The sequence below is a fragment of the Paraglaciecola mesophila KMM 241 genome (assembly GCF_000315015.1).
Lineage (GTDB): Bacteria > Pseudomonadota > Gammaproteobacteria > Enterobacterales > Alteromonadaceae > Paraglaciecola > Paraglaciecola mesophila.
Window position 1 is genome coordinate 87,122 of the sequence record NZ_BAEP01000047.1, and the last position, 25,270, is coordinate 112,391.

A 25,270-nucleotide genomic window follows, 5' to 3' on the forward strand; every position below is an offset into this window, starting at 1 on the left:
ATGTTACAACCTAAACGTATGAAGTTCCGTAAAATGCACAAAGGTCGTAACCGTGGCTATGCCGCTGGTGACAGTGTGAGTTTTGGAACGTTCGGACTAAAATCCGTTGGCCGTGGTCGTATGACTGCTCGCCAAATCGAAGCAGCTCGTCGTGCTATGACACGTGCCGTTAAGCGTCAAGGTAAAATTTGGATTCGAGTTTTCCCTGACAAGCCAATTACTGAGAAGCCTCTTGAAGTGCGTCAAGGTAAAGGTAAAGGTAACGTTGAATACTGGGTTTGCCAAATTCAACCAGGTCGTGTTCTATATGAAATGGAAGGTGTTCCAGAATCAGTAGCTCGCGAAGCGTTTGAATTGGCCGCGTCAAAACTGCCGTTTAAAACCACCTTTGTAACTCGGACGGTGATGTAATGAAAGCCACAGAACTGAAAGATAAAAGCGTAGAAGAATTGAACACTGAGCTATTAAACTTGCTTCGTGAACAATTCAACCTACGTATGCAAGCGAGTACTGGCCAGCTTGAAAAAACTGACCAAATTCGTAAAGTACGTCGCAGTATTGCGCGTGTTAAAACCATTCTGACTCAAAAGGCTGCTGCATAATGACTGAACAATCAAGTCGTACAGTACAAGGTCGTGTGGTCAGCAACAAAATGGATAAAACCATTACTGTTGCGGTAGAGCGTAAAGTGAAACACCCTATTTATGGTAAGTTCATTAAGCGTACTACTAAGCTACACGCTCATGACGAGACTAACCAATGCAACACAGGCGACGTAGTAACAGTACGTGAATGTCGTCCTATGTCTAAGTCCAAAAACTGGATGTTGGTAGATATCGTTACTAAAGCTTAATAAGTTTTAGATACAATTTAAAAGGCGCGCCTCGTAAGAGTCGCGCCTTTTTTGTTTACATTAATTACTTTTGCGCAAGCTTGCCGTTATTGGTCCACAGTGTGCTAATGAGTTGGTTCGCTGATAACCTGATTGATGGCATTTTCAAGTATGATGGCATCGAGAATGCTAGCAGAGGTTTGAATGCTCGGACCTTGACTCACAGAACGTTGGGCGACGGGTATCTTCGCTTTGGCTTGTACTGGGCACTCGCCGCTTTGTAAGTGATTCACCGCTGCGTTGAGCATGCCTTCTTCAGTAGTGCCTAATGCGTGACTAAAGTCATCTTCCACTAAGCAGCCTTGCACGTCAGCTTCAAATATGGGGTTAGGGGTAGGAATAAACCCGTTTGAATATTCGCCAAAGCCTTTCTGATTACTGCCTTGAAACTGTATTGTGAAGTAGGTGGTTCCACAGTTATCTGTAGGATAAAAGCCGTAAGGTTTGCCGCATGTTGTATCGCCAATTATCACCACCTCAACATCGATGCCCCTTAAACCATTTATAACCGCTTCGCTTGCTGAACAGGTTGCACCACTGGTAAGTATATATAACGTATTTAAGCCCAAGCTGGGTAAGGCATTTGACGTAAACACATTCCGTTCATAATCTATTTCGCGGTTATAAAAGGGGGTTGGCTGAAGTCGCCTGCCTGTGACTGGATCAAAAGTAGGATGCTTATCATTGAACTTGAGTTCATCAAACGTGAGGCCATCTGTTTGCTGTTGTCCTGTGACCATAAATGCCAATTGTGAGGCCATAGACAGCAAGCCACCCCCGTTATAGCGCATGTCTAGTATTAGGGCCTGCACATTGTTTTGGCTAAATAGATTAAAAGCGGATATTAACGGGCCCTGTGCGCTCTGAATATGGCTGTCAAACTGCACGTAACCCACAGAGCCTATCTCTGTTGATAACACTGCCGGATTTCGAACAGGTGAAAGTTCAACATTACTTGGTGTTAATGAGTAGGTGCGCTGTTCTCCACTTTTCTTTTGCAAGGTAAACTGAAACACTTGCCCTGTGCTAGAAGGAAAAAGCGCTTCGTTGATTGCATCAACGTCATCATGATTCTCAGTGTTGATAAAATCGATAGTGTCTATTGTAATCAACTCATCACCCCGTTCAATCCCCGCGTTTTCTGCAGGAGAGCCTGGTTGTATGTAGCGCACAATAATGCGTCTTGGGGCGCTCGCCTGAACAAACTCCCAACTGATGCCGTAACCAAAGGACAGGCCTCGTTGAGTGCGGGATAAATACTCATCTGTACTTTGAGAAAAGTGGAAGTTGTCTTTAAATGTTCCTGAGTCAGTCCGAAAATCTGTTTTCAGTTGCTCAAAGTATTTTGAAGTCGAGAAATCAGCCGGATTATTGTCGTCGACTTCGTCATACCAAAGGTAAGTGTTATTGGTCCAAGAGCGAAGCCAAAGCTTTTCATCAAGGGCATCACCCGCCGCATCGATAAAAGCTTCCCCTGTGATGCTGCTCACTCCGCTTCTAGGGATGGCGCAGCTATCTTTAAAGAGAGACTCGTCTTCGTATACGCCCAATGTCCAGCGAGCTTCAGGGGAAGGCACAGTAGGGGTTGAAGAGCTTGAGCTTGCACCTCCACTTCCCCCACCGCAAGACGTTAAGAATAAACTTGCATTTATTAATATAAGTTGGCTTAGCAATTTTAAATTCACAAAAAACTCACTTTGTATAAATCTAATGTTATTACGCGACAAATTGTTTGTGGAGGCAAATTTATTCATCCATCTTGATTTCATTGTGTTGACCCTAGCGTTAGATTAACGTGCGATTTTACGCAACAGATTAAATCAAAAAAGATTATTTCAAATGTTCTTGCACTTTTGTCGAATAACCTAAAGTCCAATGTTTAAAATGCTCGTTGCAGACTAAAATTTCGCCACTTAACACGCTACTACTATGACTTACCATCTATCATCGCAGTAATTTCGACTGAGCGTTTCAATATGCCTTGGAGGCACAAAAGTATGACTACCAATCGCTCTTCACATTATCCAGCGAGCTATGCACGAGGCGCCGCAATATCCAGTACGGCATACTTGTCACTCGGTGCGTTACTTGCTGTGTTTGTTTTTCTTACTTTAGACAGAGTCATTCAAGCGCAAGCAAAGATCACCCACGAAGTAAATATTAGCGGGCAACAACGCATGCTGCTTCAACGAGCGAGTTTATTCGCTTCAGCTTACCTATACAGTGAAGATATTGCAGCCAAACAAACCAGTTTGCAGGCCTTAGGAGAAATGCAGGTCAACCATCAGCATCTAACAGAGCCTCATTTCAGCGCATTAGAAAAAGGTCAAGAATCCCCTTTATCTGCTGAGCTACAAGCGCTTTATTTCACTGCTGAAAATAATGTTACTGAACAATTAAATACATTTGGTGATCAACTCTACTTCGCTTTGAACCTCGAGAAAATCCAGAATGGGGCGAAGTTAGATGCCAAGGCCTTGATGGAGATGGCCTACACACCATTATTACAGAAACTGGAGGATGTCACGCGGCAATATGAGATCCAAGATAACCAGCGAATTGAAGTCTTGAGATCGGTTCAGCGAGTAGTGTTTTGGATGACGATCGTTATCTTACTTTTTGGTTTATGCCTAATGATGTTCAATTTTAACAAGCACGCACACATCGAGCTGACCGCAAAATCATTAGGGGGTGTTTTTGGACAAGAAATCCCAGTGTTTAATCAGAATGCGCTAGAGTTATCGGCACGTAAGCTTATCGCCACAGCGCGTCGCCACAACGAGTCTATGAGTGTTCTAGCGTTCGATATTGATCGCTTCCCGCAAATACTCATTAATTACGGTCGAGACACCGCGGATGAAGTATTGAGCCAAGTTGCAAAATCAATCTTAACTGTTTGTCGCGATTCTGACTATCTTGGCCAGATAAAAGATGAGAAGTTTGTCTTGTTGTTACCAAAAACGTCAGGCAAACAAGCCATGTTTTTAGCGAATAAAATTCGTTCGCACTTTGAGCAGTTAAAGAGCAATGCGCATATAAGCGACGTTATTCCATCGGTGAGCATTGGTATTAGCGAACTTGACGTTGACGATAGCGTCTTGCAGCCGATTATCACTCGGGCATTTCACGCTTTAACCCTTCATTCTAGTCAAAAGCGCGGACGAGTCTGCTTGGGCTGATTGAGTACTGTGATTAATCCCATCTAGTTTCTTCGTGACGCTTTCCTCTAAGGCACTGCTACAATCCTTAACAGTAATCTACTGAAACTATTTAAACGTAGACTTGATAATTAAAGCAATGGAGATAAGCGTATGTCAGATAAACCAAGATTAACCACCAGTGCTGGTGCACCAGTTCCCTCAAATAGCACTTCAAGATCTGCAGGCGAGCGTGGGCCGCTGCTACTCACTGATTATCAATTGATCGAAAAACTAGCTCATCAGAACCGCGAACGTATCCCTGAACGCGCAGTTCACGCCAAAGGCTGGGGCTTAAAAGGCAAATTTACCGTCACCCATGATATTAGCCAATATTCTTGCGCGAAACTATTTTCCAGCGTCGGCAAGACCACAGAAGTGCTAAGTCGTTGGTCTACAGTGGCAGGAGAGTCCGGTGCTGCAGATACAGAACGCGATGTGCGTGGCTTTAGTCTCAAGTTTTATACCGAAGAAGGCAACTGGGATATGGTGGGAAACAATACCCCTGTGTTCTTTATACGAGATGGTTTCAAGTTTCCTGATTTCATTCGCACGCAAAAACGTCATCCCAAGACAAATTTACGCTCACCTGAAGCCATGTTCGATTTTTGGGCAGCTCAGCCAGAATGTGTACACCAAGTGACTATTCTTATGTCAGATCGCGGGATCCCAGTCAACCCGATGCACATGAACGGTTATGGTAGCCACACTTTTAGCATGTGGAATAAAGACGGTGAACGTCATTGGGTTAAGTTTCACTTTAAAACGCAGCAAGGCCATAAGCATTACACCAATGCTGAAGCTGAAGCGTTAACGGGCAAAACCCGAGAGGCTTATCAAGAAGACTTGTATAACGCGATAGAGGAAGGAAATTTCCCGAAATGGACCATGTACATTCAGGTTATGCCCGAGTTAGAGGCAGAGAATCAACCATTCAATCCTTTTGATATCACCAAAATTTGGCCTCACGCTGACTTTCCGCTCATTGAAGTGGGTGAGCTGGAAATGAATGAAAACCCTGAGAACTATTTTCAGATGGTTGAAAATGCGGCTTACAGTCCATCAAATGTAGTACCAGGAATTGGTTACAGCCCAGACAAGATGCTACAAGCGCGCGTTTTCTCATACGCAGATGCTCATCGTTATCGCTTAGGTACGCACTATGAAGCGCTACCCGCCAATGCAGCTAAGGCATCTAACGTACAGCATTATCATAAAGACGGTTCGATGCGTTTCTTCACCAATGATTTTGGTAACCCTGACGCTTACTATGAGCCAAATCAACATAATGGGCCGGTCGCAGATGCTAGCGTTGAAGAGCCGCCGTTGCGTATTGACGGAGACGCCGCTCGTTACGAGCAACAAGAGAGTGATGCTGATTATGTTCAGCCTAGGGCTTTGTATGAAATGTTTGATGATGAGCAAAAGCAGCGCTTATACGACAACTACGCGGCAGCGATGGGGCCTTGCTCCACCTCGGTGAAAGAGCGTTGGTATGCAGTGTTAGAAAAAGTGCATCCAGAATATGCAAAAGGTGTGCGTCTAGCGAATGAAAATCTAGACAGTGACACGAATGCAGTGCCGGTTACCGATGATACACCTGTTAGATAATGTAAGTTGTTATTTTCTCAAAGGCCGCATTTTAGCGGCCTTTTTGGTTTTTATACCTCGGTTTCGATGCGTTGCAGTTTATAGGGTGATGTGGCTATATGACTTGCCAGCAATGATACTAAGCAATAACCGACAAAATAGAAAAAGCCATCACCCGCGGCAGATAGGGTTTGGGTACTGATATCAATACCTATGGTGAAGCCAAATAAATTGAGAGTTTCTTGAGACAAGGTATCTGCATGATTGGTAGATAAAATAGCTAAAAAGACCGCAACCACGAACACGTCAGCCATTGACCACTTACCGATAGTCGCCACAAATTGCGCTACTTGGCGAGCCAGATTCTGGTTACGAATAAAATACACGAAGCTCATCAAAGTGGTTTTTAGAATTGGAATGCACACTGAAAATAAAAAAATCAGAGCGGCAACTAAGAAACGCTCACTGTCCCAAAGTTCATGCACCATGCTGAGGATAGATAATTCTTTGTCGATAAGGTTGGATGTCATGCCTGCAGTATTTAACAGTGCAGTCATCTCCATACTTAATGCGAACATGGGTAAAGTAATACCAGGAATAAAAAGTGCGATAGCTATGATGTTTAGGGCGAATGATAGGTGCTTTTTCAAAAAATCGTCTCGTATGTAGCGCTATTCTTCGAAACGATAAACGACTTTTAACGAATCATCCACCTCTGATTCTAGAACATAACCAATCGCTTTGTCTGAGCGGCGAAGCTCATCAAGCATTTGATCATTTGAAGGATAATTACTCGGTGGACTTGCGCGGCCTGAAAACAGAAGGCGAGCCCAATAAGCATTGATCTTCTCTTCACTTTTATTGACTAATAATTGATAAAACTGCTGCTTCTCATTGCTTCCAGTGGTGCGATCCAACGGCTTTGCTACTACACCGTTTGGGAAGGTGTTATATCGCCCCATGTAGATATCAATGACCTGCGTTTTACTTAACGAATCAACCGTATTACCTTTCCCGACTACAACCACTAAGGCGAGGCTTGAGTGAGAAACGAAAATCAGTGCGACAATACTGAAAAAGCGAGTGATGAGAGCACGCATGCTAAAATACCCAATTCAGGTTAAAGCTTGTCACTGTGACTGTTTCGCGTGCGTTAGGCTCGTTGTAAACGCGCCAAAGAGCATGACCATTTTCAGAGATAGCACTGTAATCCAACTGAAATTTAGCAACTAGGGAAGGGGAAAGCATCCATTTTGCCCCAAAACTCAAAGTGTGCTGTTTGATAACGTTTTGTTCAAGAGCATCTCTGATCAAGGGGCTAAATGATTGAATGGCTGCTACAACCGCCACGGGGGCACCTGCAGAGATCTCACCAACACTATCACTTAAGTTATTTTTTGTAGGCTTTACCGCTGACAATGTAGCAAAATATGTCAGGTCTTCGAGTTGATACCCAACACTGATATATCCTGAAACCGTGTCCCGTTCTAGATCCCATTCAGAATTGATGAATCCAACTTCAGACTGAATAAGCCACAAATCATTGTCATATTGGTAACCTAAACCATAAAATTGTTGTTTTTTACCCACAAAGTCAAAGCGGTCACGCAGCTCAAGGCCCCCAGGCCAAATACTAGGGGGGAAAAGTGCAATCGCATCATCAATACTCTTGAGGCTTGCGCTAAAATCGCTAATTTTAGTATCAAGAAAAGAAGCGCGAAGTTGCCAATTATCTTGCTGATAAGAAATGGATGTGCTCAACACGTCAGTAAAATCGATATCGTATGCTCGTCCTGTAGTAGCAATACGTGCATCAGACTCACCAAACCCTGCTTTAAGCTGTAAAAAGCCGTGTCCAACGGAGTGCTTATACATGATGTCAGCACCTTCAAACTGAGATACGGATGTTACCTTGCTATAGAACTCAGCGGGTGGGCGGGCCCAAAGGTAGGCATAACCTACTGATCTGTATTCAGACAGAAAGTAGATGTCGGTGTTCATTCGACCAGCGCGAATTTCCCAGCGACTGTCTAATGTATAACGTAAGAAGGCCACATCAATATAATTGAGTAGAGAAGAATCTTGTTTGTCTCTATAGACCGCTTGCACAACAGCATCCCACTGGGGCGCAAAGTGAATATTTGCTTGACCACCTATTAACGAGTCTGGTGCGAATGAAAAACCGCTACGCGCCGGCGTTTTAAGATTGGTGTGAAACCCTAAATCATCACTGTCATTATAAATAGCACCTAATGTAGCGAAGCCATTGAGTTTAATCATGTCAGTGTCAGCGAGTGCCACATCCATACTGACTATGCTTAGTAGTAAGTAGATAAATGCGCTTCGAGCTAATAAGATGCAGTTAGACATGATTAATAATTCTCTCTTAATTCAGGCTTGCCGTAGTGAGCTTAGTGCCAAAGGTTCGAATAACATGATTACACAATAGTCAGGCGAATCATCTAGTTAATTTGTCTGAAAGATAGCAAGATGGCTAGTCGATATGCCTAGATGCTGCACGTTAGACCATTAGTATAGCGGGCAATAACGTGTCATAGGTATTAAAAAGAATACTAAATAATGCGCATGAATACCCATCGCGGCTATTTGCGAGCTACAGTTAAAGCCTGAGTGTTTTTGATAGAGTTAGTCCATTGCGAATTATCATTTGTCTTCTTGCCATCGCTTATGCCTCACAGGGGGCTGCCACAGAATTGAATTGGCAGCAAACATTGCAATGGTTGAAACAAACGTTACCGCAAAGTGCAGAATTAGACTTCGATAAAAAAAGCATCAAATTCGATGGGTGCCATCAACGCGATTATCAACTCACATTTCACCAAGAATTTGGCGATGATATTTCTATTGATACTCAAATTGGATATGTGAAAGGTAAACTAAGTTGGGGCGCTCACAATCAAAAAACCACCACCCGTCAATGGGCCATTTTGCCACGTTATCGTTTGAATCATCGTGTGAGTTTAGGCTTAGGCTACATTCGCCAGATGGACACCAACCTTGAAACCTCTCAAGGTGCTGATATTCAACTTCCGGCAAGCAACCAATGGTTATTGAGCTCACGCTTTATGTTGGACTCTGAGAAACAGTACCTAGAAGTTGCTGTATCCCGAGCCCTTTGGCAAGCAAACGATGCTAGTCAGGCGTGGGCAGGTCAAGAACGAACAGACAAACAGATTAATTTGGTATATGTCGCGAACTTCTAACCTTTCTCTAGCTGACTCTAACCGAGACTATTAAGCAAATACCACGGTTTTCGAATGATGAATAATCACTCTGTCTTCTAAATGATAGCGAACGCCATTCGCTAACGCTGTTTTTTCACAATTTTTGCCTTTACGCACCATATCTTGTGCTGAATCACTATGACTAATACGCATCACTTCCTGCTCGATGATAGGGCCTTCGTCTAAGTCACTGGTTACATAATGACAGGTAGCACCAATAAGCTTTACACCTCTGTCATAGGCCTGTTGATAAGGTTTCGCACCGGCAAATGATGGTAAGAAACTGTGATGAATATTAATCGCTCGCCCAGCTAACTCTTTGCACAAGGTGTCAGGTAGAATTTGCATAAAGCGAGCAAGGACCGTCAAATCAATATCGTATTGTTTAATCAATTGACTGATTTGAGCGAATGCTGCCTCTTTACCAAGTGTTTTAAAATCTATCCAATGAAAGGGAATGCTATGCCAGTCAGCAAATTGTTTCATCTGCGGGTGGTTGGCAATAATGCAAGGGATTTCACAGTTAAGTTCTTTACTGTGCCAGCGGTGTAATAAATCCATCAAGCAGTGGGATTCATGACTGGCCAGTAGTGCCATTCTTGGTTTCTTACTCGAATCTACTAATTTCCAGTTCATCGAGTATTTTTCTGCTATTGGAGCGAAACCTAAGCGGATCTGTTCAATATCCATGGTTAATGAGTCAGTAGAAATCTCATGACGCATAAAAAAGCGCCCTGTTTGCAAATCAGTATGGTGGCTTGCTTCGACGATTGTCGCATTATGTTGGGCTAAAAATTGGCTCACGCTAGCTACAAGGCCAACCTGATCTGGGCAATCGATGACCAGTCTTAATGTTTGTTCCATGGGGAAATCATCACTTCAAAAATTTGCACCTGTTTTACCTTGCTAGCGGAACAAGGTAAATAGCGAATCGTTATGGATTAGCTCAAATTGTATTATTTTGTGCTCAAAAGGAGAATCGCGGTGAAAACGGCCAGCTTAGTACTGGTCGATACACGACCCCATGTGCACTTGAAGCCGATTCGTATAAGGTCAGTTCGGTTGCTTGAAATGCAAAATTGGGCTCTATTAACGCAGCCGGTGGATTTTCATTGCATTTTCTGGCCAGCGTTAAATGAGATATATAATCGCGCTTTTGCAGGGTAATGCCACACGCTGGCGACGCTTTTTGTAGTAATGCCACCAAATCGAGTTGTTCTTTTGAAACTTGGGTGTTTCCCAGCCACAACGCTTTGGGTTTCGACCAATAGCCAACATAATCCAAAGTGAGTGAAAAGCACCGGGTGTTTAAGTGCGTATCAATGTACTGACTGAGTGAGTCGAGTTGCGATTCGCTTACGTCACCCAGAAAGGCCAAGGTAATATGAAAATTACTGGCTTTGACTGGACTATAAAATCGCGGAAAAGCCTTATCACGCCAAGCTTCTATTGCTAACTTAGTGGTACCAGGCGGGGTAAGAGCGAAAAAGGCACGCATAGGATGCTCCTGAAAACTTCTGCAATGAAAACCACCAAAGGATACACTAAGCAAAGGCGCTAGTGCTCGGCCTATCCCGTTAATTTGCATGAGATACCGCTTTGTTTCCAGTAAACACCCAATTACCCGTCGAAGATATTCTGCCCGCACTGCACAATAGCCTGAGCAGCAAGGATGTCATACTGGTTGCACCGCCAGGGGCGGGCAAGTCAACCCGTGTGCCATTAGCTTTATTGCAGAGCAACATTTTTGCCACACGAAAAATCATCATGTTGCAACCAAGGCGTATTGCCGCACGAAATATAGCCCACTATCTAGCTAAGCAACTGGGGGAAGAAGTAGGACAAACAGTAGGATATCGTATACGCGGTGATAGCCGAGTTAGCAAAGCGACTCGTCTCGAGATTGTTACTGAGGGGATACTGACCCGCATGTTGCAAAATGACCCAGAATTATCGAGCGTGAGTTTGGTTATTTTCGACGAGTTTCATGAGCGTAGCATGCACGCTGACTTCTCATTGGCATTGTGCTTAGAAGTGAAAGACGCCTTACGCGACGACCTGCGCTTATTGGTGATGTCAGCCACCTTGGACGTTTTAAGCTTAGAAAAACTCTTGCCTAACGCTGATTCGATCGCCTGTGAGGGTAGAAGTTATCCCATTGAAATCTACTATCGGCCAGATGCCACTGCGGGTTTTATTGCAGATAAAACAGCACGTTTAACGTTATTCGCAGCCGCAAAGCATCAAGGAGACATATTGGTATTTTTACCCGGCCAAGGTGAAATTCGTCGTTGTGAAAAAATACTCGCTCAATCACTTTCCAAAGGCTGCCAAATACATTGTTTGTTCTCTCAACAAACCTTAGCGGCTCAAGAAGCGGCTTTGCTACCCGACCCCCAAGGGCGACGTAAAATCATACTCGCTACCAATATTGCTGAAACCAGCCTAACCATTGAAGGCGTGAGTGTAGTGGTTGACAGCGGTATGCAAAAAGGCGCGATTTACCAGTTAAGTAAAGGGCTTACTCAGTTGCGCAGTCAGATGATTTCAAAAGCATCAGCTACCCAGCGAGCGGGCCGTGCAGGGCGTTTAGGGCCGGGAGTGTGTTATAGGTTATGGAGCAAAGAGCAACACCAGCGCTTAGCTGAACACGGCCAAGCCGAGATCCTCACCACCGACTTATCTCCTTTCTTACTTGAAGCCTGCGTTTGGGGGGCGAAAATTTCTGATTTTGCGCTTATTGATATGCCAAGTGATGCACAAATTGCTCAAGCTCGCAGCGTGTTAATGGGTTTGCAAATCATTGATGCTAATTTTCAGGTTACCCCCCATGGCAAAGAGGTTCACACACTTGGCAGTCAAGCGCATATCGCGACTATGTTACTTAAGAGTAGGGAACTCAGTGCAGGGCATCGAAGTTTAGCTTGTGCTTTGGCGGCACTGTTAGAAGATAAGGATCCACTTGGGGCCCAAGCAGGGAGCCTTTGTTACGATCGGCTAACTCTATTACAGCAACAGAAAAGTCACCCTTTGTGGCGAGCTATTCGCCAGTGGCATAAAAAACTAGCATGTGATGTTACCCACTGGCCTTTAGAAGATTCAGGTGTGCTACTTGGTTTTGCGTTCCCACACTGGATTGGTAAAGCAAGTGATTCAGATCGCTACGGGCTTGTTAATGGGACGGGTGCTCAACTCAGTGAACATGACTCGCTAACGGGCCAGTCATGGTTAGCAATAGGGCAGATGATGCTCACCAATAATGCGCAAAGCAACGCTAAAATTATGCTTGCAGAGCCTCTTAGTCGACAGCAAATAGACAAGTATTTCAATCATCTTATCAATTCTGAAACACGCTGTGAGTGGGATAGCTCTCGCTCGGCCATCGTAACTCAATCCGTGCAGCGGTTAGGGCGAATTGTGCTTAAGAAAATGCCCAGCACTAAGCCAAGCGTTGAGCAAATAACGGCTCTGTGGCATAAGCAAATTAAAGAGCGGGGCGTGATGAGTCTGCCTTTTAACGACGCAGCCTTACAACTTATCTATCGTTTACGTATGGCTAAAGAGCACTTAACTGATGGGCAGTGGCCGGATGTTAGTGAGTCTGGGCTATTAATCAATCTTGCTCACTGGCTCATGCCATATTTGCATGACGTGATGAGTTGGCAACAATTGTCGAAATTAGACTTTTATTCGTTACTGTTAAATCAACTAGATTACGGCGCACAGCAAGCACTCAATCAGTTATTTCCCACTAAAATAGCCGTGCCAAGCACGAGTCGTATTAGTGTACATTATGATGATGTAGGTGGAGCGTCTCTATCTGTCAGAATGCAGGAAGTTTACGGTTTAGCTGACACCCCCAGTGTTGCTAGAGGTAAAGTAAAGGTACAAATGATTTTGCTCTCACCGGCGGGACGTCCGCTACAGCAGACCCAAGATTTAGCTGGCTTTTGGAAAGGCAGTTACAAAGAAGTACAAAAAGAAATGAAAGGTCGTTACCAAAAGCATTTTTGGCCCGATGATCCCGCAACAGCGCCCGCTACCACGAAAACAAACAAGCGACGATTGGCATCTGGGTAAGCAAAAAACGCTTGAAATAACACATCTAGTTTGTCCAAAGTGGTCAGCAAAGCGCCAAATCTGACCATTAAAAGGCTAATCGTCAGTTAAAATCACACCAATGTTTTTGCTGTGCTAAAAGACACTTCCCCTACCGTAAATTGCTATTAGTAACTGTTTTAATTGCTATTTATCTCCAAGTGGATTTCTCAATTCTAGGATACAACTGATGTTTTACATTTTCTTTCAAGAGCTTTTTGCTGGCATCAGAATACTTTCAAGATTGAAATCTTGTTTATATTGACGGGTTGTCCAGTAGCGTGTAGGGTGAAATCTGCTAATTAACACATGTAGATTCGAGGAAACTTATGCAGCTAGGACTCAGCAACAATAAAGCGATCGTTACCGGTGGAAGTCGCGGAATAGGGCATGCTATAACCAATACACTTATTCAAGAGGGAGTGTCTGTAGCGACTTGCGCTCGGGGTAAAAGTGCATTAGATGAAGCCTTGGCACAATGGCAAGAGCAAGGAGCGACGGTGACTGGTCAAAGCGTTGATGTTTCTGATCCTGACGCTTACAGGGCTTGGTTTGAGTCAGCTGTTGAGCAGTTAGGCGGCTTAGATGTATTTGTTTCTAACGTGACAAGTATGAATGAATACCAAGGAGAAGCACGATGGAAGCAGGCGTTTGAAGCTGATTTACTGCAACACGTTAGAGCCACCGAACTTGCACTACCACATTTGAAAAAAAGCACATCTGGCTCAATTGTGTACATAGCGTCAATTGCATCAATTATGAGTGCCAACATGCCTACTGAAACCGAGTATGGCGCGATGAAAGCTGCATTAATCTCTTATGCGAGTCAGCTTGCACATACATTGGGAAAAGATAATATTCGCGTAAATATTGTTTCGCCTGGGCCTATTTATCACCAAAACGGATTCTGGCAAGGTATAGAAAAACACAAGCCTGATTTATTTAAGCGTGCCCAAGCTGTCTCGGTATTTAACCGTTTAGGTACTTCACAAGAAGTCGCGAATGCAGCGGTTTTTCTTGCAAGTCCTGCGGCTTCAAATATTACCGGTGCTAATTTGCGTGTCGATGGTGGCGCGATAAAAAGTGTTAATTTCTAATAAGGAACGGGCTAAACGGAAACTTGCAGCATTAGAACGTACATTTTTTAGATTTAGGTCTTTGATGGGGCTTGCTTTTCGTCCTGTCATACATACTATTGACTGATTATTTTATAACAAGAACCTTGCAAGCCCTCGCCTATGTCAGAATTAAAGAAAACGCGTACGCGGCTTTCACCAGAAGTCCGAAAAAATCTGCTATTAGATCGCGCGGCCGAGTTAGTGGCGGCTGAAGGTGTTTCTGCTTTAAATATGGAACGTTTAGGCAAAGAAGCAGGGGTGAGTAAATCATTGGTTTATGCTTATTACCCGAGCATGAAGGATTTACTGCAAACGTTGTTGAAGCGAGAATATAAACGCTTACGTGTACTGCAAAATAGTGCAGCCCAAAGTGCTGAAACATTCGAACAGCTAGTTAGGCGTGTGACCACCACTTATTTAACCTACATGGAAGATCGTGGATTAATCCTAGAAAGACTTGCCGCTGAACCGAGCCTAGAAGATCACGGTGATCCGACCGAATATAGCCGAGAATCTGCCGTTCAATATCTCGCTGAAGTAGTAAGAGATAACTTTGGAATCGACCTGAGCGTGGCATTACCAGCGGTTGATATCTCCTTTGGAATGCCCGCAGCAGCTGGTCATTATTTGATTCGAAATAATGCTAATCGGCAAACCATAGAAGATATTACGGTGGCCATGATTATCGGCAGTGTTGAGGCGCTTAAGCAAAAATATGAAACCTCCCTCAAGCCTCTGGTGCGTAAATCACAACCATAATAGCGGTATTTGCCTTTGGTCTACCTGTATTTGAAGGAAGGATATGGCACAATGGGGCAAAGAAACCTCTCCTTCGACACAGTACTCAATAGATGCCAAAAAAGTCCCCCAAAAAACAGCCTTCATTACCTAGCAAGTTCAACCCAATAAGCTGGCTTATACGTAATTGGTGGCGCTTACTCATCATCTTGACTGCCGTTGTGGCTGCTTACGGTGTGTATTTAGACGCACAAATAGTGAAGCAATTTAGCGGTAATAAATGGCAAGTGCCTGCGCAAATTTTTGCGCGCCCAATGCACTTGGAACTCAAGCAAGAGATCACCACCCAAGAGATAGTTGAAGAATTAGAGCTGCTCGGTTATCGCAAAGTACGCCATGCCGACGAAACCGGCGAATATCAGTTAAAGGCCACTGGGGTACGTATTCAACGTCGAGCTTTTCATTTTCCTCACGGCAAAGAGTCTGAAGTCGCACTGGACATAACACTGACCAATGGCCGAATTGCAAGCTTACAAAATTTAGATAATAACCAAGCTTTGGAAGATGTTTATTTAGAACCTTGGCTTGTGACTCGCCTGATGAGTAGTGGGCGAGAAGATCGCATGTTGGTCAATTTAGACGGAGTGCCACCGTCGCTTATCAAAGCGTTGGTATTGGTTGAAGACAAAGACTTTTATAAACACTATGGTATTGCGCCGCTTTCTATATTGCGCGCGCTTATTGCCAATGTATCTGCGGGGCGCGCGGTTCAAGGTGGCAGTACTTTGACCCAGCAGTTGGTCAAAAACCTGTTTTTAACCAATGAAAAATCACTGGTACGCAAAGCTAAAGAAGCGTTGATGGCGTTGATTATCGACGCACGTTACAGCAAAGATGAAATTATCGAAGCGTATCTCAATGAAGTCTTTTTAGGGCAAAATGGCAATACCGGCGTGCATGGATTTGGTTTAGCCAGTTTGTTTTATTTCGACCGCCCAATTGCTGAATTAAACGTAGCGGAAATTGCTACCTTGGTTGGGATTATAAAAGGGCCGTCTTATTACAATCCTAGACGTCATCCTGAGCGAGTTATTGAGCGCAGAAATTTGGTACTGCGTATCTTGTTTGAAAACAACGAACTGCAAAGAAACGAATACGAGTACGCTATTAATCAGCCCCTTAATTTGGCATCCGGGGCAAGTTTAATCTCTGGAAAGCATCCCGCCTTTATGAGCATGGTACGTAGAGAATTAAAAACAGTTTTGTCAGACCCGAACATGCGAGAGTCTGGGCTAAAAGTCTTTACCACCTTAGACTCTGTGGCTCAGAGAAAAGCCGAACAAGCGCTAAAAGCGGGAGTGAAAGCCCAGCAAAAGCGTATGAAACTGACAGCTTTGCAAGCTGCAATGGTGGTGACCGATATTAAAAGCGGGGAAGTACGCTCAATTGTCGGTGACGTTAATCCGCAATTCCAAGGCTTTAACCGAGCACTTGACGCGAAAAGAGCTATCGGTTCACTGATAAAACCTGCCATCTACTTGACCGCATTAGAACGTGCAGCGCAATATAATTTGGCAACGCCTTTAAAAGACGAGCCCATAAGCTTAAAAAGTACCTATGGCAAAATGTGGGAGCCAAAAAACGCCGATAAAAAATTCCGCGGTCAAGTGAGTTTAGTCGAAGCGTTAACACAATCTTTAAATGTTCCAACGGTAAATTTAGGCATGGAAGTGGGGCTGGACGATATTGCCGCTACCGTAGAGCGTTTAGGCGTGAATGAGCCGATGGATATCTATCCAGCGATGACTTTAGGGGCGGTGAATTTGTCTCCTATTCAAGTCAATCAGATGTATCAAACCATTGCGAACAATGGGCGCTTCATCCCTCTACATGCAGTCACGGCCGTTTTATCTCCTAAGAACAAGCCATTATGGCGTTTTAGTGCGAGAGGGGAGCAGCGAGCAGACCATAAAGCGACCTATTTACTAAACTACGCCCTGCATAAAGTGACTCGTGAAGGGACGGCAAAACAGATAAAGCAAACCTTCGGCGATATCAACATGGCAGGTAAAACCGGCACCACTGATGATTATCGTGATAGTTGGTTCAGTGGATTTGATAATAATATTTTAGTAACCAGCTGGATGGGTAAAGATAATAACGAACCGATTAATTTGAGCGGTGCCAGCGGGGCTATGCAGTTGTTTATTGGTTATCAGAAGCTGCAGCAACCTAAGTCATTTGTCAGGCGCTATCCTAAAGGATTGGGTATCGCCCATTTTGAAGAGCAAAGTGGAGCGCTTAGCCGCCCAGGTTGCGCCAATACCATCAGTGTTCCGGCGATTTTGGATGCCCTGCCTCCTGTGCCAAAAACCTGTAACGGCGAAGTGCGCGGTCCACTCAAGAAATCACTATGGGAAAGGCTCTTTGGTAATTAAAAAGCCTACCTATCTTTTTTCTCTTTCATGGCAGGTAGATGGGCTGTTTTATTTAACCTGTCATGAATAAACGATTCAGCACCATTGGTGGTGGTACATTTAACGTTGCCACCCATCAACCCTGCCAGTACCGCTACGCCCTTGTTGGTGTAACTAGAGCAATCTGCCAATACTTCGTTTTCTTTTTCCAGCTTTTCATCTTCTGTTAACTGACTAAGTTCAGGCTTATCAAACAAGCTTGGCGATGTTTGCTCACGTCGATAACGCGCGGCTTCTTCGGCGGCTAAATCCGCGATAGATTGTTGGGTAGAGCTGTGCAATTGATCTTTGACCTTATCCGCTACGGTTTGCTCTTGCCCTTCAGCGAGTTCAGGTCTTGTGCTGCTCTGAGGAAGCGCCATGGGATCTTGCTGCATAAAATTGGCTTCATTCTTCGTTTCTGGCTGAACTACCTCTGGTGCCGGATCAGGCTCTGGATCTGACTCAGGAGCTATTTCAGTTAATGGTTTAGGCTCCGGCTTAGGTCGAGATTCAGGTTCTGGTGTTACAACCGCTGGTGGGGGGGGCTCTACCACTGCCGGCTCTTCAAGTTGAGCACTGTCTTTGGGCTCAGGAACGGTCTCTGGCTCTGGCGAAGGCTCTGGCACAGGTTTGTTTACTGGAGCAGGTTCAGGGGGCACGCTGATAGTGGGAAAGATCAATCGAGCAGTAATAGGCTTAATTTTAGGCGCACTGTCTTGTGATGTTTCGAAATTGGGGATTTCGTTTGGCGTGCGGGCAATGAGCACAAAAATAATAATGTGTAGCAGTAAAGACACTAAAATTATCCATAATGTTCCCATTTTCGCTTTTGGTCTTCGCGGTAGGCTCGGGCTGAAATCCGCTTTCATTGGGTAGTGGTCTGTTATAAGCACGTGATCATTAATGGATTAAAAACAGAGTAGAGTAACAGATAGCCTGTTAAGTTCAGCAGCTGCTATGTAAAGGTAGTGTAAAGATGGAAGGCGCAGTGTCGTTCGACCTAGCTTAATTCTACACGCCGTCATTTTCTCACGCGCGATATGTGCTTATACCCTCTTCAAATATCCCCTATTCAACCGCGATTATTCACTGAAACTTGATGATACAAAATTTAATACTCGCCTTATGCGCCAATTCGGTGCAATTGCCCAAAATTGAACCGATTTTGTGCGGCGCTTGTTCCTAAGTTAATACTTTTTTAACGTAACTTAATGATTTTATTAGTTTAAAATTTATGGCATGTCTCTTGTTCTATCTTCTGCAAACGTAGCGCAATTATCATAATAAATATCGGGAGCAGCAATATGAAACTAGTCACAGCGATCATCAAGCCATTCAAGCTAGATGATGTGCGCGAAGCCATTTCTGAAATAGGGATTGACGGGTTAACCGTTACCGAAGTTAAAGGTTTTGGGCGTCAAAAAGGTCACACTGAACTATATCGTGGTGCGGAGTATCAAGTGGATTTCTTGCCAAAAGTGAAGCTAGAGGTCGCGGTTCAAGACGACCAAGTGGAACGTTTGGTTGAGGCCATCGTAGGCGCCGCTAAAACAGGCAAGATCGGTGACGGCAAAGTCTTTGTTTATGACTTAGAGCACGCAGTTCGAATTCGTACGGGTGAGACCGACGGCGAAGCTATTTAGAGATACAGAGGATAATAATAATGGAACAAGCATTTCACCTTCAATACGCTATGGATACGTTTTATTTCCTAGTGTGTGGCGCACTCGTAATGTGGATGGCCGCTGGCTTCTCTATGTTGGAAGCAGGTCTAGTTCGCTCAAAGAACACTACCGAAATACTCACTAAAAACATCGCGCTTTTCGCGATTTCTTGTCTTATGTACTTAGTGTGCGGTTACGCCATTATGTACGGGGGCGACTACTTCTTAACAGGCATCGAAAGTGTTGATGTTACAGAAACACTAGGCGAATTTGCTGGTCGTGAAGATGGTTTTGAAGGTGGTTCGATTTACTCGGGCGCATCAGATTTCTTCTTCCAAGTTGTGTTCGTAGCAACTGCTATGTCAATTGTATCTGGCGCCGTAGCTGAGCGTATGAAACTTTGGGCTTTCCTTGCTTTCGCAGTAGTAATGACCGCATTCATCTATCCTATGGAAGGTGGCTGGACATGGGGTGGTAACTCTGTATTTGGTCTATATAGCCTAGGCGATGACTTTGGTTTCTCTGATTTCGCAGGTTCCGGTATCGTGCACATGGCTGGTGCAGCAGCAGCGCTTGCTGGTGTGTTGTTACTTGGTGCTCGTAAAGGCAAGTATACTGCTGATGGCAAAGTAAACGCTATCCCAGGCGCAAACCTACCTATGGCGACATTAGGCACGTTCATTTTGTGGATGGGTTGGTTCGGTTTCAACGGTGGTTCTGTATTAAAACTCGGCGACATTGCTAATGCTAACTCAGTGGCTATGGTGTTCTTGAACACAAATGCCGCAGCAGCAGGTGGCGCAGTAGCGGCCTTAGTATTGGCTAAAATCTTGTTTAAGAAAGCAGATTTAACCATGGTGCTTAATGGTGCATTGGCTGGCTTAGTCGCCATTACGGCTGAGCCTTCAACACCATCTGCATTGGGCGCAACTATCATTGGCGCTATCGGTGGTGTGATTGTAGTGTTCTCAATCATCAGCCTTGATAAGTTGAAAATTGATGATCCAGTAGGTGCTATCTCTGTACATGGTGTGGTAGGTTTCTTCGGCGTGATGGTGGTACCTGCAACGAATGATGGCGCGACCTATCTTGGTCAATTTGTTGGTGCTATGACTATCTTCGTATGGGTATTCTTCGCTAGCTTGATTGTTTGGGCAATACTCAAAGCCGTAATGGGTATCAGAGTATCTGAAGAGGAAGAGTTCGAAGGTGTTGATATTAGCGAATGTGGATTAGAAGCCTACCCAGATTTTACCAACGGCCGTTAATCAATACGTGAATAAGTAAAACACACAGAAGGTGGGTCAATAATAATAACAATACCCACCAACCTCTCTTCACTAGGGAGGGAATGTTCAGGAAGATAAAAGCCTCGCTCAGCGAGGCTTTTCTGTTTTAGCCACCGATTTAGCAACTAATGTCTAAAATCAGAGAATTATGCCTAAGGTGCAAAATCGCGTATATTAGCCGGTAGCGCTAAGCCCCGAGTAAGAGGGTATCAATATTCGTTGGGAATACCCCCTTAGATGAATACAGCGCCTGACTAAAACCACAACCACACTAAGACGTATATGCCACAACCACAAAAAGGGATTTGTGCTGAAGCAAGCTTGCATGCCCTATATTTACTGCTCAATGTGAACGATGATGATGATTCAGTCATGCGCATCAAGATCGCACAAATTGTCGACTTATTTGCCCATTATGATGAAGAGCATTATGAGGCAATGGTCACTGGTGTTGTTGCCATAGGCAGTAGCTATTGGCACGACGTTTATCCCGGATTAATTCCGGTAGAACTAGCGCCGTTTCCTGATATGCACTGCGATGACCGCAGTGCCCCCGTCGCCCCTTGTGATTTATTTATTCAAATTCGCGCTGACAGGGCGGATATTTGCCATGCCCTAGCCATGGAAATCATGCGTTTGCTTGGTAGCCATGTGGATTTAATTGAAGATATACGCGGATTCAGATATTTAGATGGTCGTGATTTAACCGGATTTATTTACGCTGACGACAACCCCAAGGGTATGCATAAGTTAGATATCGCTTTAGTGGGGGAGCTCGATCCAGACTTTGCTGGTGGCAGTTACATACACGTGCAAAGGTATCGTCACAATATTGCTAAGTGGGAGCAATTGTCTACCTATCATCAAGAATACATAATGGGCCGTAAAAAATCAGATAACAGCCCCCTAAGTGAAGCCTTTAAGTCACCTCGTAGTCATTCCGATTGTACTCAGATTACAGACAGTGAAAGCCGACCTATGCGTATTTTGCGCCAGAGCATGCCTTATGGAGATATGCATGTGCAGGGTTTGTTTTTTGTCAGTTGTGCTCGCAGTCCTAAGCCATTCGAGCATATGCTACGCAATATGATCATGAATGATGAAAACGGCGACTATGACCGCTTCTTGGATTATACCAGTGCTGAAACTGGCGCTGCGTTTTTTGCTCCATCGCTTACCTTTATTAAGCAGCGCGCAAATTAAGTAAACGGCGGTCAGTGAACCAATAAACCTGCGAGAATGTGGTCGAGAGGATGGCCTTAGCTTGTCACTATATCTTAACGTGGCCGCCATGGCTTTGTCATAAAACCCTTCTATTATCCTTTCGCCTTGTAGGCTAAATGTATGTGTTCCGTGGACTTTTAGGGCAACTTGATAGTTGCCCTTTTTTTACCTACTGCTTGATGCTTGCGATTTATTGGCAGAAAAACAACGGTTTATAACTGTACCGTGCCGTCCCAATTTTCTGCTAGTGGGCTAGCAGCCAGTTTTTGGCATTGCTGAATATGCAACCGGGGTAGGTAATCATCTGGTGCGAGCTTGGCAGCTTGTTCAAAGCAATTGATGGCTTGTGCCCAGTTTTGTTTGAATCGATACGTTAGGCCTTGCTTGATAAGCGCCACGTTACTTAATTTCAGCTGCTGAATTTCTATAGGTAAGTGAGCAATCACTTCGTGTATTTCAATGGCATTGCTTCGCCCTTTTACCTTAACCCAATCCAACAAGCGAGCGCTAAAACGCTCAGGTTGTGCGGCTTGTTGCAGTGCTTGCGCGCTCACTACGATATCGCAGTGATAAATGGGGGCTAACGCTTCAAGGCGATAGGCAATATTAACGCTATCGCCAATCACTGTGGTGTCCATGCGATCATCAGAGCCAACGGTGCCAAGTACTACAGGGCCAAAGTGAATGCCTATGCCGATTTCAATTGATGGGTAACCGCTGTTTTGTCTATGTTGATTATAAATGGTCAATGCTTGGCGCAAGTCGAGGGCAGCACACAGTGCATCTCTGGCTTTGTCTTCGTCGCAGCCATCTGGGTGATCAAATAATGCCATGATGGCATCGCCGATAAATTTGTCGATAAAGCCGCCATTGAGATGAATGGGGTCGTTCATACGTAAGAAATATGAGTTCAGAAAGCGCATCAGCTCTTGCGGACTCATATTTTCTGATAAGCCTGTGAAGCCACGAATGTCACAGAATAAAATCGCTACATCGTCTTCCACCGCGTGGCCTAATTCAAGCACGCTAGACCCATGTTTGGCAAAATGGTCAACAAATTGTTTTGGCACAAACTTTTGAAAGGTATGGCGCAGGCGCAATGCTTCATCAGCCCTTTGCTCGAAACGTTCGGTGGGTAATTCTTCAAAAGGCTTCTGATTAATCGCGCGAGGCTTTGGGGTAACATCAGACATTTTTTCATGGCTTAAGGTTTTAAGCTTTTTCAGTAAAAATGTGATGACAACTAAACAAACAATACAAAACGCCAGCAAAACAACGAGTAAGGGCTCAGAGATAAATTCCAACATAAAACTTACAGTGCTTCGCTAGCGATTGATTAGGTACAGCTACATTAACCGAACTTTTTCGCTACGTCAGCCAGAACCTTCTCAGCAATTTGTAGTGTTTGCTGAATAATTTCAGGACTATGCTGAGCGGATACAAAGCCTGCTTCGTATGATGCAGGAGCCAGATATACGCCGTTTTCTAACATGCCATGGTAGAAATGATTAAACTGCTCAGTATTGCAGTTAATCGCTTGTTGGTAATTCGTGACGCGCTCTACATCAGTGAAAAACAAACCAAACATGCTGCCTGCATAGTTAACACTCATGGGGATACCCAGTCCATTAGCGATAGCTTTTATGCCCTCGGCCAAGGTTTTAGTCGCGTCACTTAGCTCGTCATAAAGGCCCGGGCGTTTAACTTGATTCAGAGCCGCTAAACCTGCTGCCATCGCTACTGGGTTGCCAGATAGCGTACCCGCTTGATACACAGGGCCTGAAGGCGCTATATGCTGCATGATGTCCCGTTTACCACCGAAAGCGCCTACCGGCATGCCGCCACCAATCACTTTACCGAGACACGTTAAATCCGGCACGATATTGTATTTGGCTTGTGCGCCGCCTAACGCGACGCGAAATCCGGTCATGACTTCGTCAAAAATCAGCACTGCGCCATATTTATCACACACATCACGTAGCCCTTGAAGGAAGCCGTTCACTGGAGGGATACAATTCATGTTGCCTGCAACAGGTTCAACAATGATACAGGCAATGTCGTCAGGGTATTGCTCAAATGCTTGAACTACCGAGTCGATATTATTGTATTCCATTGTCAGAGTGTGTTTGGCAAAATCAGCTGGAATACCAGGTGAGCTAGGCACACCAAAGGTCAACGCGCCTGAGCCCGCTTTTACCAACAGGGCGTCGGCGTGACCGTGATAACAACCCTCGAATTTCAGGATTTTGTCACGCTTGGTATACCCTCTAGCTAGGCGAATAGCACTCATAGTCGCTTCGGTACCTGAATTGACCATGCGTAGCATTTCCATTGAGGGCACCAATTCACTGACTAAATCAGCAATAGTAACCTCTGCCTCCGTTGGCGCACCAAAACTTAAGCCATTTTGCGCCGCATCAATCACTGCTTGGCGAATAATGGGGTTGTTGTGGCCTAGTACCATTGGCCCCCACGACTGCACATAATCAATGTATTGTTTGCCGTCGGCATCGTATAAATAAGGGCCATCTGCTTTTTCGATGAAAGGGGGAGTGCCACCAACAGCTTTAAATGCACGCACGGGAGAGTTTACGCCACCAGGAATGTGCTTCTGAGCGCGGGCGAATAGTTGTTCTGATTTTTGCATATTATTAATCTTCTCTTATTACTCTGTGAAATGGCTAAGTGGATAAATAGGGCGCTAGTGGCCGCTGTACCAGTGCACTTCTTTGTCGAATTTGTTGACGATATTTTCAACGCCTAAAGTCAAGGCAAACAGCGCCATTCTAACCAGTACGCCATTGTCGGTTTGGCGAAATATGGCCAGATTAGGATTCATATTTAAATCATTGTCCAACTCATTTGCTTCTGTGCGCGAATCTCGCGGTAACGGATGCATAATCACGGTTTTAGATTGAAAATGCTTAGTGTAAATCTGCTGATTCAAGCGGAATTTGCCACGATATAGATTTGCCTCTTCTTGTGAGCCAAAACGTTCCTCTTGTACTCGAGTTTGATAACAGATATCCGCATCAAAGTTACCTTCAAGGGTTTCACTAATAGTGTACCTGTGGCCTGCATTTTCAATAGCACTTAAAATCGCATCCGGCATCGCTAGCTCTTTGGGTGAAATAAGCGTAAAACGAATATTTTTAAACAGACAAAGTAGTTTACTTAACGAGTGTACGGTACGGCCATATTTCAGATCACCAATCATGGCGATATGCAGGCCGTCAATGTTGCCGCCATGGTATAGCAGTTCTTTTTGAATAGTATATAAATCAAGAAGGGCTTGCGTAGGGTGCTCGTTAGCGCCATCACCGCCATTTATCACTGGCACACGGCTACCTTGGGCAAATTCAGCGACTGAGCCTGAATCAGGGTGACGCATAGTGATGATATCGGAGTAGCCACTAAGTACACGGGCTGTATCGTACAAAGACTCCCCTTTGGCTAATGCGGAATTACTCATACCGGTGGTTTCACGTACCTCACCACCGAGTAAGTTAAAAGCAGTACCGAAGCTGACTCTAGTCCGTGTGCTAGGCTCGAAAAATAAGTTTCCGAGGATCGCGCCATCAAGTACCGTGGTCCGTTTTTGACGTTTTGCATAGGGCGCCATCTGATTAGCGACATCGAATACGCGTTCTATCGATTCACGGTCGAACTGATTAACGGAAAGAATATGACTACCTTCGAATTTCATTTGCCCTGCGCCTGTGTTGAGGAAACCGCGGGGATTTTATCAAACTTATG

23 protein-coding genes are annotated in these 25,270 nt (G+C 44.6%); 13 read left to right on the forward strand and 10 right to left on the reverse strand.

All coding sequences use genetic code 11. The features are described 5' to 3' along the window. The 3 genes from rplP to rpsQ are packed head-to-tail and all read left to right on the forward strand — an operon-like array spanning position 1 to position 853. A complete protein-coding gene (gene rplP, locus GMES_RS10605; RefSeq protein ID WP_006992675.1) occupies positions 1-411 on the forward strand; it encodes a 50S ribosomal protein L16 in 411 nt (136 codons plus the stop codon). Next, a complete protein-coding gene (rpmC, locus tag GMES_RS10610; protein ID WP_006992676.1) occupies positions 411-602 on the forward strand; it encodes a 50S ribosomal protein L29 in 192 nt (63 codons plus the stop codon). Before rplP ends, rpmC begins: the two co-directional genes overlap by 1 nt. Continuing rightward, on the forward strand, positions 602-853 hold the full coding sequence (rpsQ, locus tag GMES_RS10615; protein WP_006992677.1) for a 30S ribosomal protein S17: 252 nt from the start codon (positions 602-604) through the stop codon (positions 851-853). Before rpmC ends, rpsQ begins: the two co-directional genes overlap by 1 nt. 104 nt (positions 854-957) lie before the next feature. Here the strand turns inward: rpsQ and GMES_RS10620 are convergent, their stop codons facing one another. Then, entirely contained in the window at positions 958-2,646 is a 1,689-nt protein-coding gene (locus GMES_RS10620; RefSeq protein ID WP_006992678.1) for a S41 family peptidase, read from the reverse strand. A gap of 243 nt (positions 2,647-2,889) precedes the next feature. Between GMES_RS10620 and GMES_RS10625 the strand changes: the two genes are divergently transcribed. Together GMES_RS10625 and GMES_RS10630 are read left to right on the forward strand one after the other, a co-directional pair. Then, positions 2,890-4,071: a GGDEF domain-containing protein gene (locus tag GMES_RS10625; RefSeq protein WP_006992679.1), complete on the forward strand. Its 1,182-nt coding sequence runs from the start codon at positions 2,890-2,892 to the stop codon at positions 4,069-4,071. Between the two features lie 132 nt (positions 4,072-4,203). After that, complete coding sequence (locus GMES_RS10630; RefSeq protein ID WP_006992680.1) at positions 4,204-5,700, forward strand: catalase; 1,497 nt, start codon at positions 4,204-4,206, stop codon at positions 5,698-5,700. 50 nt (positions 5,701-5,750) lie between these two features. On the opposite strand, the gene GMES_RS10635 is transcribed toward GMES_RS10630, so the two are convergent. Genes GMES_RS10635 through GMES_RS10645 form a run of 3 tightly spaced genes read right to left on the reverse strand, consistent with a single transcriptional unit; the run spans position 5,751 to position 8,049 of the window. Next, positions 5,751-6,329: a paraquat-inducible protein A gene (locus GMES_RS10635; RefSeq protein WP_006992681.1), complete on the reverse strand. Its 579-nt coding sequence runs from the start codon at positions 6,327-6,329 to the stop codon at positions 5,751-5,753. A gap of 21 nt (positions 6,330-6,350) precedes the next feature. Continuing rightward, positions 6,351-6,779: a type 2 periplasmic-binding domain-containing protein gene (locus GMES_RS10640; protein ID WP_006992682.1), complete on the reverse strand. Its 429-nt coding sequence runs from the start codon at positions 6,777-6,779 to the stop codon at positions 6,351-6,353. Between the two features lies 1 nt (position 6,780). Further along, positions 6,781-8,049, reverse strand: a complete 1,269-nt coding sequence (locus GMES_RS10645; RefSeq protein WP_052013408.1) for a porin — start codon at positions 8,047-8,049, stop codon at positions 6,781-6,783. Positions 8,050-8,333: 284 nt separating this feature from the next. Here GMES_RS10645 and GMES_RS10650 point away from each other — a divergent pair, with 284 nt between their 5' ends. Further along, positions 8,334-8,903: a hypothetical protein gene (locus tag GMES_RS10650; protein WP_006992684.1), complete on the forward strand. Its 570-nt coding sequence runs from the start codon at positions 8,334-8,336 to the stop codon at positions 8,901-8,903. A gap of 30 nt (positions 8,904-8,933) precedes the next feature. Here GMES_RS10650 and purU read toward each other — a convergent pair whose 3' ends face one another. Further along, positions 8,934-9,788 carry a formyltetrahydrofolate deformylase gene (gene purU, locus GMES_RS10655; RefSeq protein WP_006992685.1) on the reverse strand — a complete coding sequence of 285 codons (855 nt, stop codon included), beginning with the start codon at positions 9,786-9,788 and terminating at the stop codon, positions 8,934-8,936. Positions 9,789-9,891: 103 nt separating this feature from the next. Beyond that, a complete protein-coding gene (gene thpR, locus GMES_RS10660; protein ID WP_033186597.1) occupies positions 9,892-10,422 on the reverse strand; it encodes an RNA 2',3'-cyclic phosphodiesterase in 531 nt (176 codons plus the stop codon). 101 nt (positions 10,423-10,523) lie between these two features. On the opposite strand from thpR, the gene hrpB reads away from it, so the two are divergent. The 4 genes from hrpB (at position 10,524) to mrcB (ending at position 17,316) form a co-directional block, all read left to right on the forward strand. Next, positions 10,524-13,004, forward strand: coding sequence for an ATP-dependent helicase HrpB (hrpB, locus tag GMES_RS10665; RefSeq protein WP_006992687.1), 2,481 nt, complete (start codon positions 10,524-10,526; stop codon positions 13,002-13,004). Positions 13,005-13,351: 347 nt separating this feature from the next. Then, positions 13,352-14,119, forward strand: coding sequence for an SDR family NAD(P)-dependent oxidoreductase (locus GMES_RS10670; RefSeq protein ID WP_006992688.1), 768 nt, complete (start codon positions 13,352-13,354; stop codon positions 14,117-14,119). A 141-nt stretch (positions 14,120-14,260) separates the two neighbouring features. After that, positions 14,261-14,899 (forward strand): TetR/AcrR family transcriptional regulator, encoded by a 639-nt coding sequence (locus tag GMES_RS10675; protein WP_006992689.1) that lies wholly within the window; start codon positions 14,261-14,263, stop codon positions 14,897-14,899. A 92-nt stretch (positions 14,900-14,991) separates the two neighbouring features. Continuing rightward, positions 14,992-17,316 carry a penicillin-binding protein 1B gene (gene mrcB / locus GMES_RS10680; protein WP_006992690.1) on the forward strand — a complete coding sequence of 775 codons (2,325 nt, stop codon included), beginning with the start codon at positions 14,992-14,994 and terminating at the stop codon, positions 17,314-17,316. 5 nt (positions 17,317-17,321) lie between these two features. On the opposite strand, the gene GMES_RS10685 is transcribed toward mrcB, so the two are convergent. After that, positions 17,322-18,206 carry a hypothetical protein gene (locus tag GMES_RS10685; RefSeq protein ID WP_006992691.1) on the reverse strand — a complete coding sequence of 295 codons (885 nt, stop codon included), beginning with the start codon at positions 18,204-18,206 and terminating at the stop codon, positions 17,322-17,324. Positions 18,207-18,641: 435 nt separating this feature from the next. On the opposite strand from GMES_RS10685, the gene glnK reads away from it, so the two are divergent. The 3 genes from glnK (at position 18,642) to GMES_RS10700 (ending at position 21,493) form a co-directional block, all read left to right on the forward strand. Further along, positions 18,642-18,980 carry a P-II family nitrogen regulator gene (gene glnK / locus GMES_RS10690; protein ID WP_006992692.1) on the forward strand — a complete coding sequence of 113 codons (339 nt, stop codon included), beginning with the start codon at positions 18,642-18,644 and terminating at the stop codon, positions 18,978-18,980. A gap of 20 nt (positions 18,981-19,000) precedes the next feature. Continuing rightward, on the forward strand, positions 19,001-20,269 hold the full coding sequence (locus tag GMES_RS10695; protein WP_006992693.1) for an ammonium transporter AmtB: 1,269 nt from the start codon (positions 19,001-19,003) through the stop codon (positions 20,267-20,269). A 303-nt stretch (positions 20,270-20,572) separates the two neighbouring features. Beyond that, complete coding sequence (locus GMES_RS10700; RefSeq protein ID WP_006992695.1) at positions 20,573-21,493, forward strand: Dyp-type peroxidase; 921 nt, start codon at positions 20,573-20,575, stop codon at positions 21,491-21,493. Positions 21,494-21,726: 233 nt separating this feature from the next. Here the strand turns inward: GMES_RS10700 and GMES_RS10705 are convergent, their stop codons facing one another. From GMES_RS10705 to GMES_RS10715, 3 genes are read right to left on the reverse strand one after another with little or no spacing between them, the layout of a single operon-like run. After that, positions 21,727-22,821, reverse strand: a complete 1,095-nt coding sequence (locus tag GMES_RS10705; RefSeq protein ID WP_006992696.1) for an adenylate/guanylate cyclase domain-containing protein — start codon at positions 22,819-22,821, stop codon at positions 21,727-21,729. A 44-nt stretch (positions 22,822-22,865) separates the two neighbouring features. Continuing rightward, positions 22,866-24,161, reverse strand: a complete 1,296-nt coding sequence (gene hemL, locus GMES_RS10710; RefSeq protein WP_006992697.1) for a glutamate-1-semialdehyde 2,1-aminomutase — start codon at positions 24,159-24,161, stop codon at positions 22,866-22,868. A gap of 54 nt (positions 24,162-24,215) precedes the next feature. Continuing rightward, positions 24,216-25,220, reverse strand: coding sequence for an aspartate carbamoyltransferase (locus GMES_RS10715; protein WP_006992698.1), 1,005 nt, complete (start codon positions 25,218-25,220; stop codon positions 24,216-24,218). Between the last annotated feature and the right edge of the window lie 50 nt (positions 25,221-25,270).

What these genes read in the sequence shown, in the direction of transcription:
- GMES_RS10675 (WP_006992689.1), top strand. Translation starts at nt 14,261, where the DNA reads ATGTCAGAATTAAAGAAAACGCGTACGCGGCTTTCACCAGAAGTCCGA.
- GMES_RS10670 (WP_006992688.1), top strand. Translation starts at nt 13,352, where the DNA reads ATGCAGCTAGGACTCAGCAACAATAAAGCGATCGTTACCGGTGGAAGT.
- rplP (WP_006992675.1), top strand. Translation starts at nt 1, where the DNA reads ATGTTACAACCTAAACGTATGAAGTTCCGTAAAATGCACAAAGGTCGT.
- GMES_RS10645 (WP_052013408.1), bottom strand. Translation starts at nt 8,049, where the DNA reads ATGTCTAACTGCATCTTATTAGCTCGAAGCGCATTTATCTACTTACTA.
- rpsQ (WP_006992677.1), top strand. Translation starts at nt 602, where the DNA reads ATGACTGAACAATCAAGTCGTACAGTACAAGGTCGTGTGGTCAGCAAC.
- GMES_RS10685 (WP_006992691.1), bottom strand. Translation starts at nt 18,206, where the DNA reads ATGAAAGCGGATTTCAGCCCGAGCCTACCGCGAAGACCAAAAGCGAAA.
- purU (WP_006992685.1), bottom strand. Translation starts at nt 9,788, where the DNA reads ATGGAACAAACATTAAGACTGGTCATCGATTGCCCAGATCAGGTTGGC.
- glnK (WP_006992692.1), top strand. Translation starts at nt 18,642, where the DNA reads ATGAAACTAGTCACAGCGATCATCAAGCCATTCAAGCTAGATGATGTG.
- hemL (WP_006992697.1), bottom strand. Translation starts at nt 24,161, where the DNA reads ATGCAAAAATCAGAACAACTATTCGCCCGCGCTCAGAAGCACATTCCT.
- GMES_RS10630 (WP_006992680.1), top strand. Translation starts at nt 4,204, where the DNA reads ATGTCAGATAAACCAAGATTAACCACCAGTGCTGGTGCACCAGTTCCC.
- mrcB (WP_006992690.1), top strand. Translation starts at nt 14,992, where the DNA reads ATGCCAAAAAAGTCCCCCAAAAAACAGCCTTCATTACCTAGCAAGTTC.
- rpmC (WP_006992676.1), top strand. Translation starts at nt 411, where the DNA reads ATGAAAGCCACAGAACTGAAAGATAAAAGCGTAGAAGAATTGAACACT.
- GMES_RS10695 (WP_006992693.1), top strand. Translation starts at nt 19,001, where the DNA reads ATGGAACAAGCATTTCACCTTCAATACGCTATGGATACGTTTTATTTC.
- GMES_RS10715 (WP_006992698.1), bottom strand. Translation starts at nt 25,220, where the DNA reads ATGAAATTCGAAGGTAGTCATATTCTTTCCGTTAATCAGTTCGACCGT.
- GMES_RS10705 (WP_006992696.1), bottom strand. Translation starts at nt 22,821, where the DNA reads ATGTTGGAATTTATCTCTGAGCCCTTACTCGTTGTTTTGCTGGCGTTT.
- thpR (WP_033186597.1), bottom strand. Translation starts at nt 10,422, where the DNA reads ATGCGTGCCTTTTTCGCTCTTACCCCGCCTGGTACCACTAAGTTAGCA.
- GMES_RS10620 (WP_006992678.1), bottom strand. Translation starts at nt 2,646, where the DNA reads ATGAATAAATTTGCCTCCACAAACAATTTGTCGCGTAATAACATTAGA.
- GMES_RS10700 (WP_006992695.1), top strand. Translation starts at nt 20,573, where the DNA reads ATGCCACAACCACAAAAAGGGATTTGTGCTGAAGCAAGCTTGCATGCC.
- GMES_RS10625 (WP_006992679.1), top strand. Translation starts at nt 2,890, where the DNA reads ATGACTACCAATCGCTCTTCACATTATCCAGCGAGCTATGCACGAGGC.
- GMES_RS10640 (WP_006992682.1), bottom strand. Translation starts at nt 6,779, where the DNA reads ATGCGTGCTCTCATCACTCGCTTTTTCAGTATTGTCGCACTGATTTTC.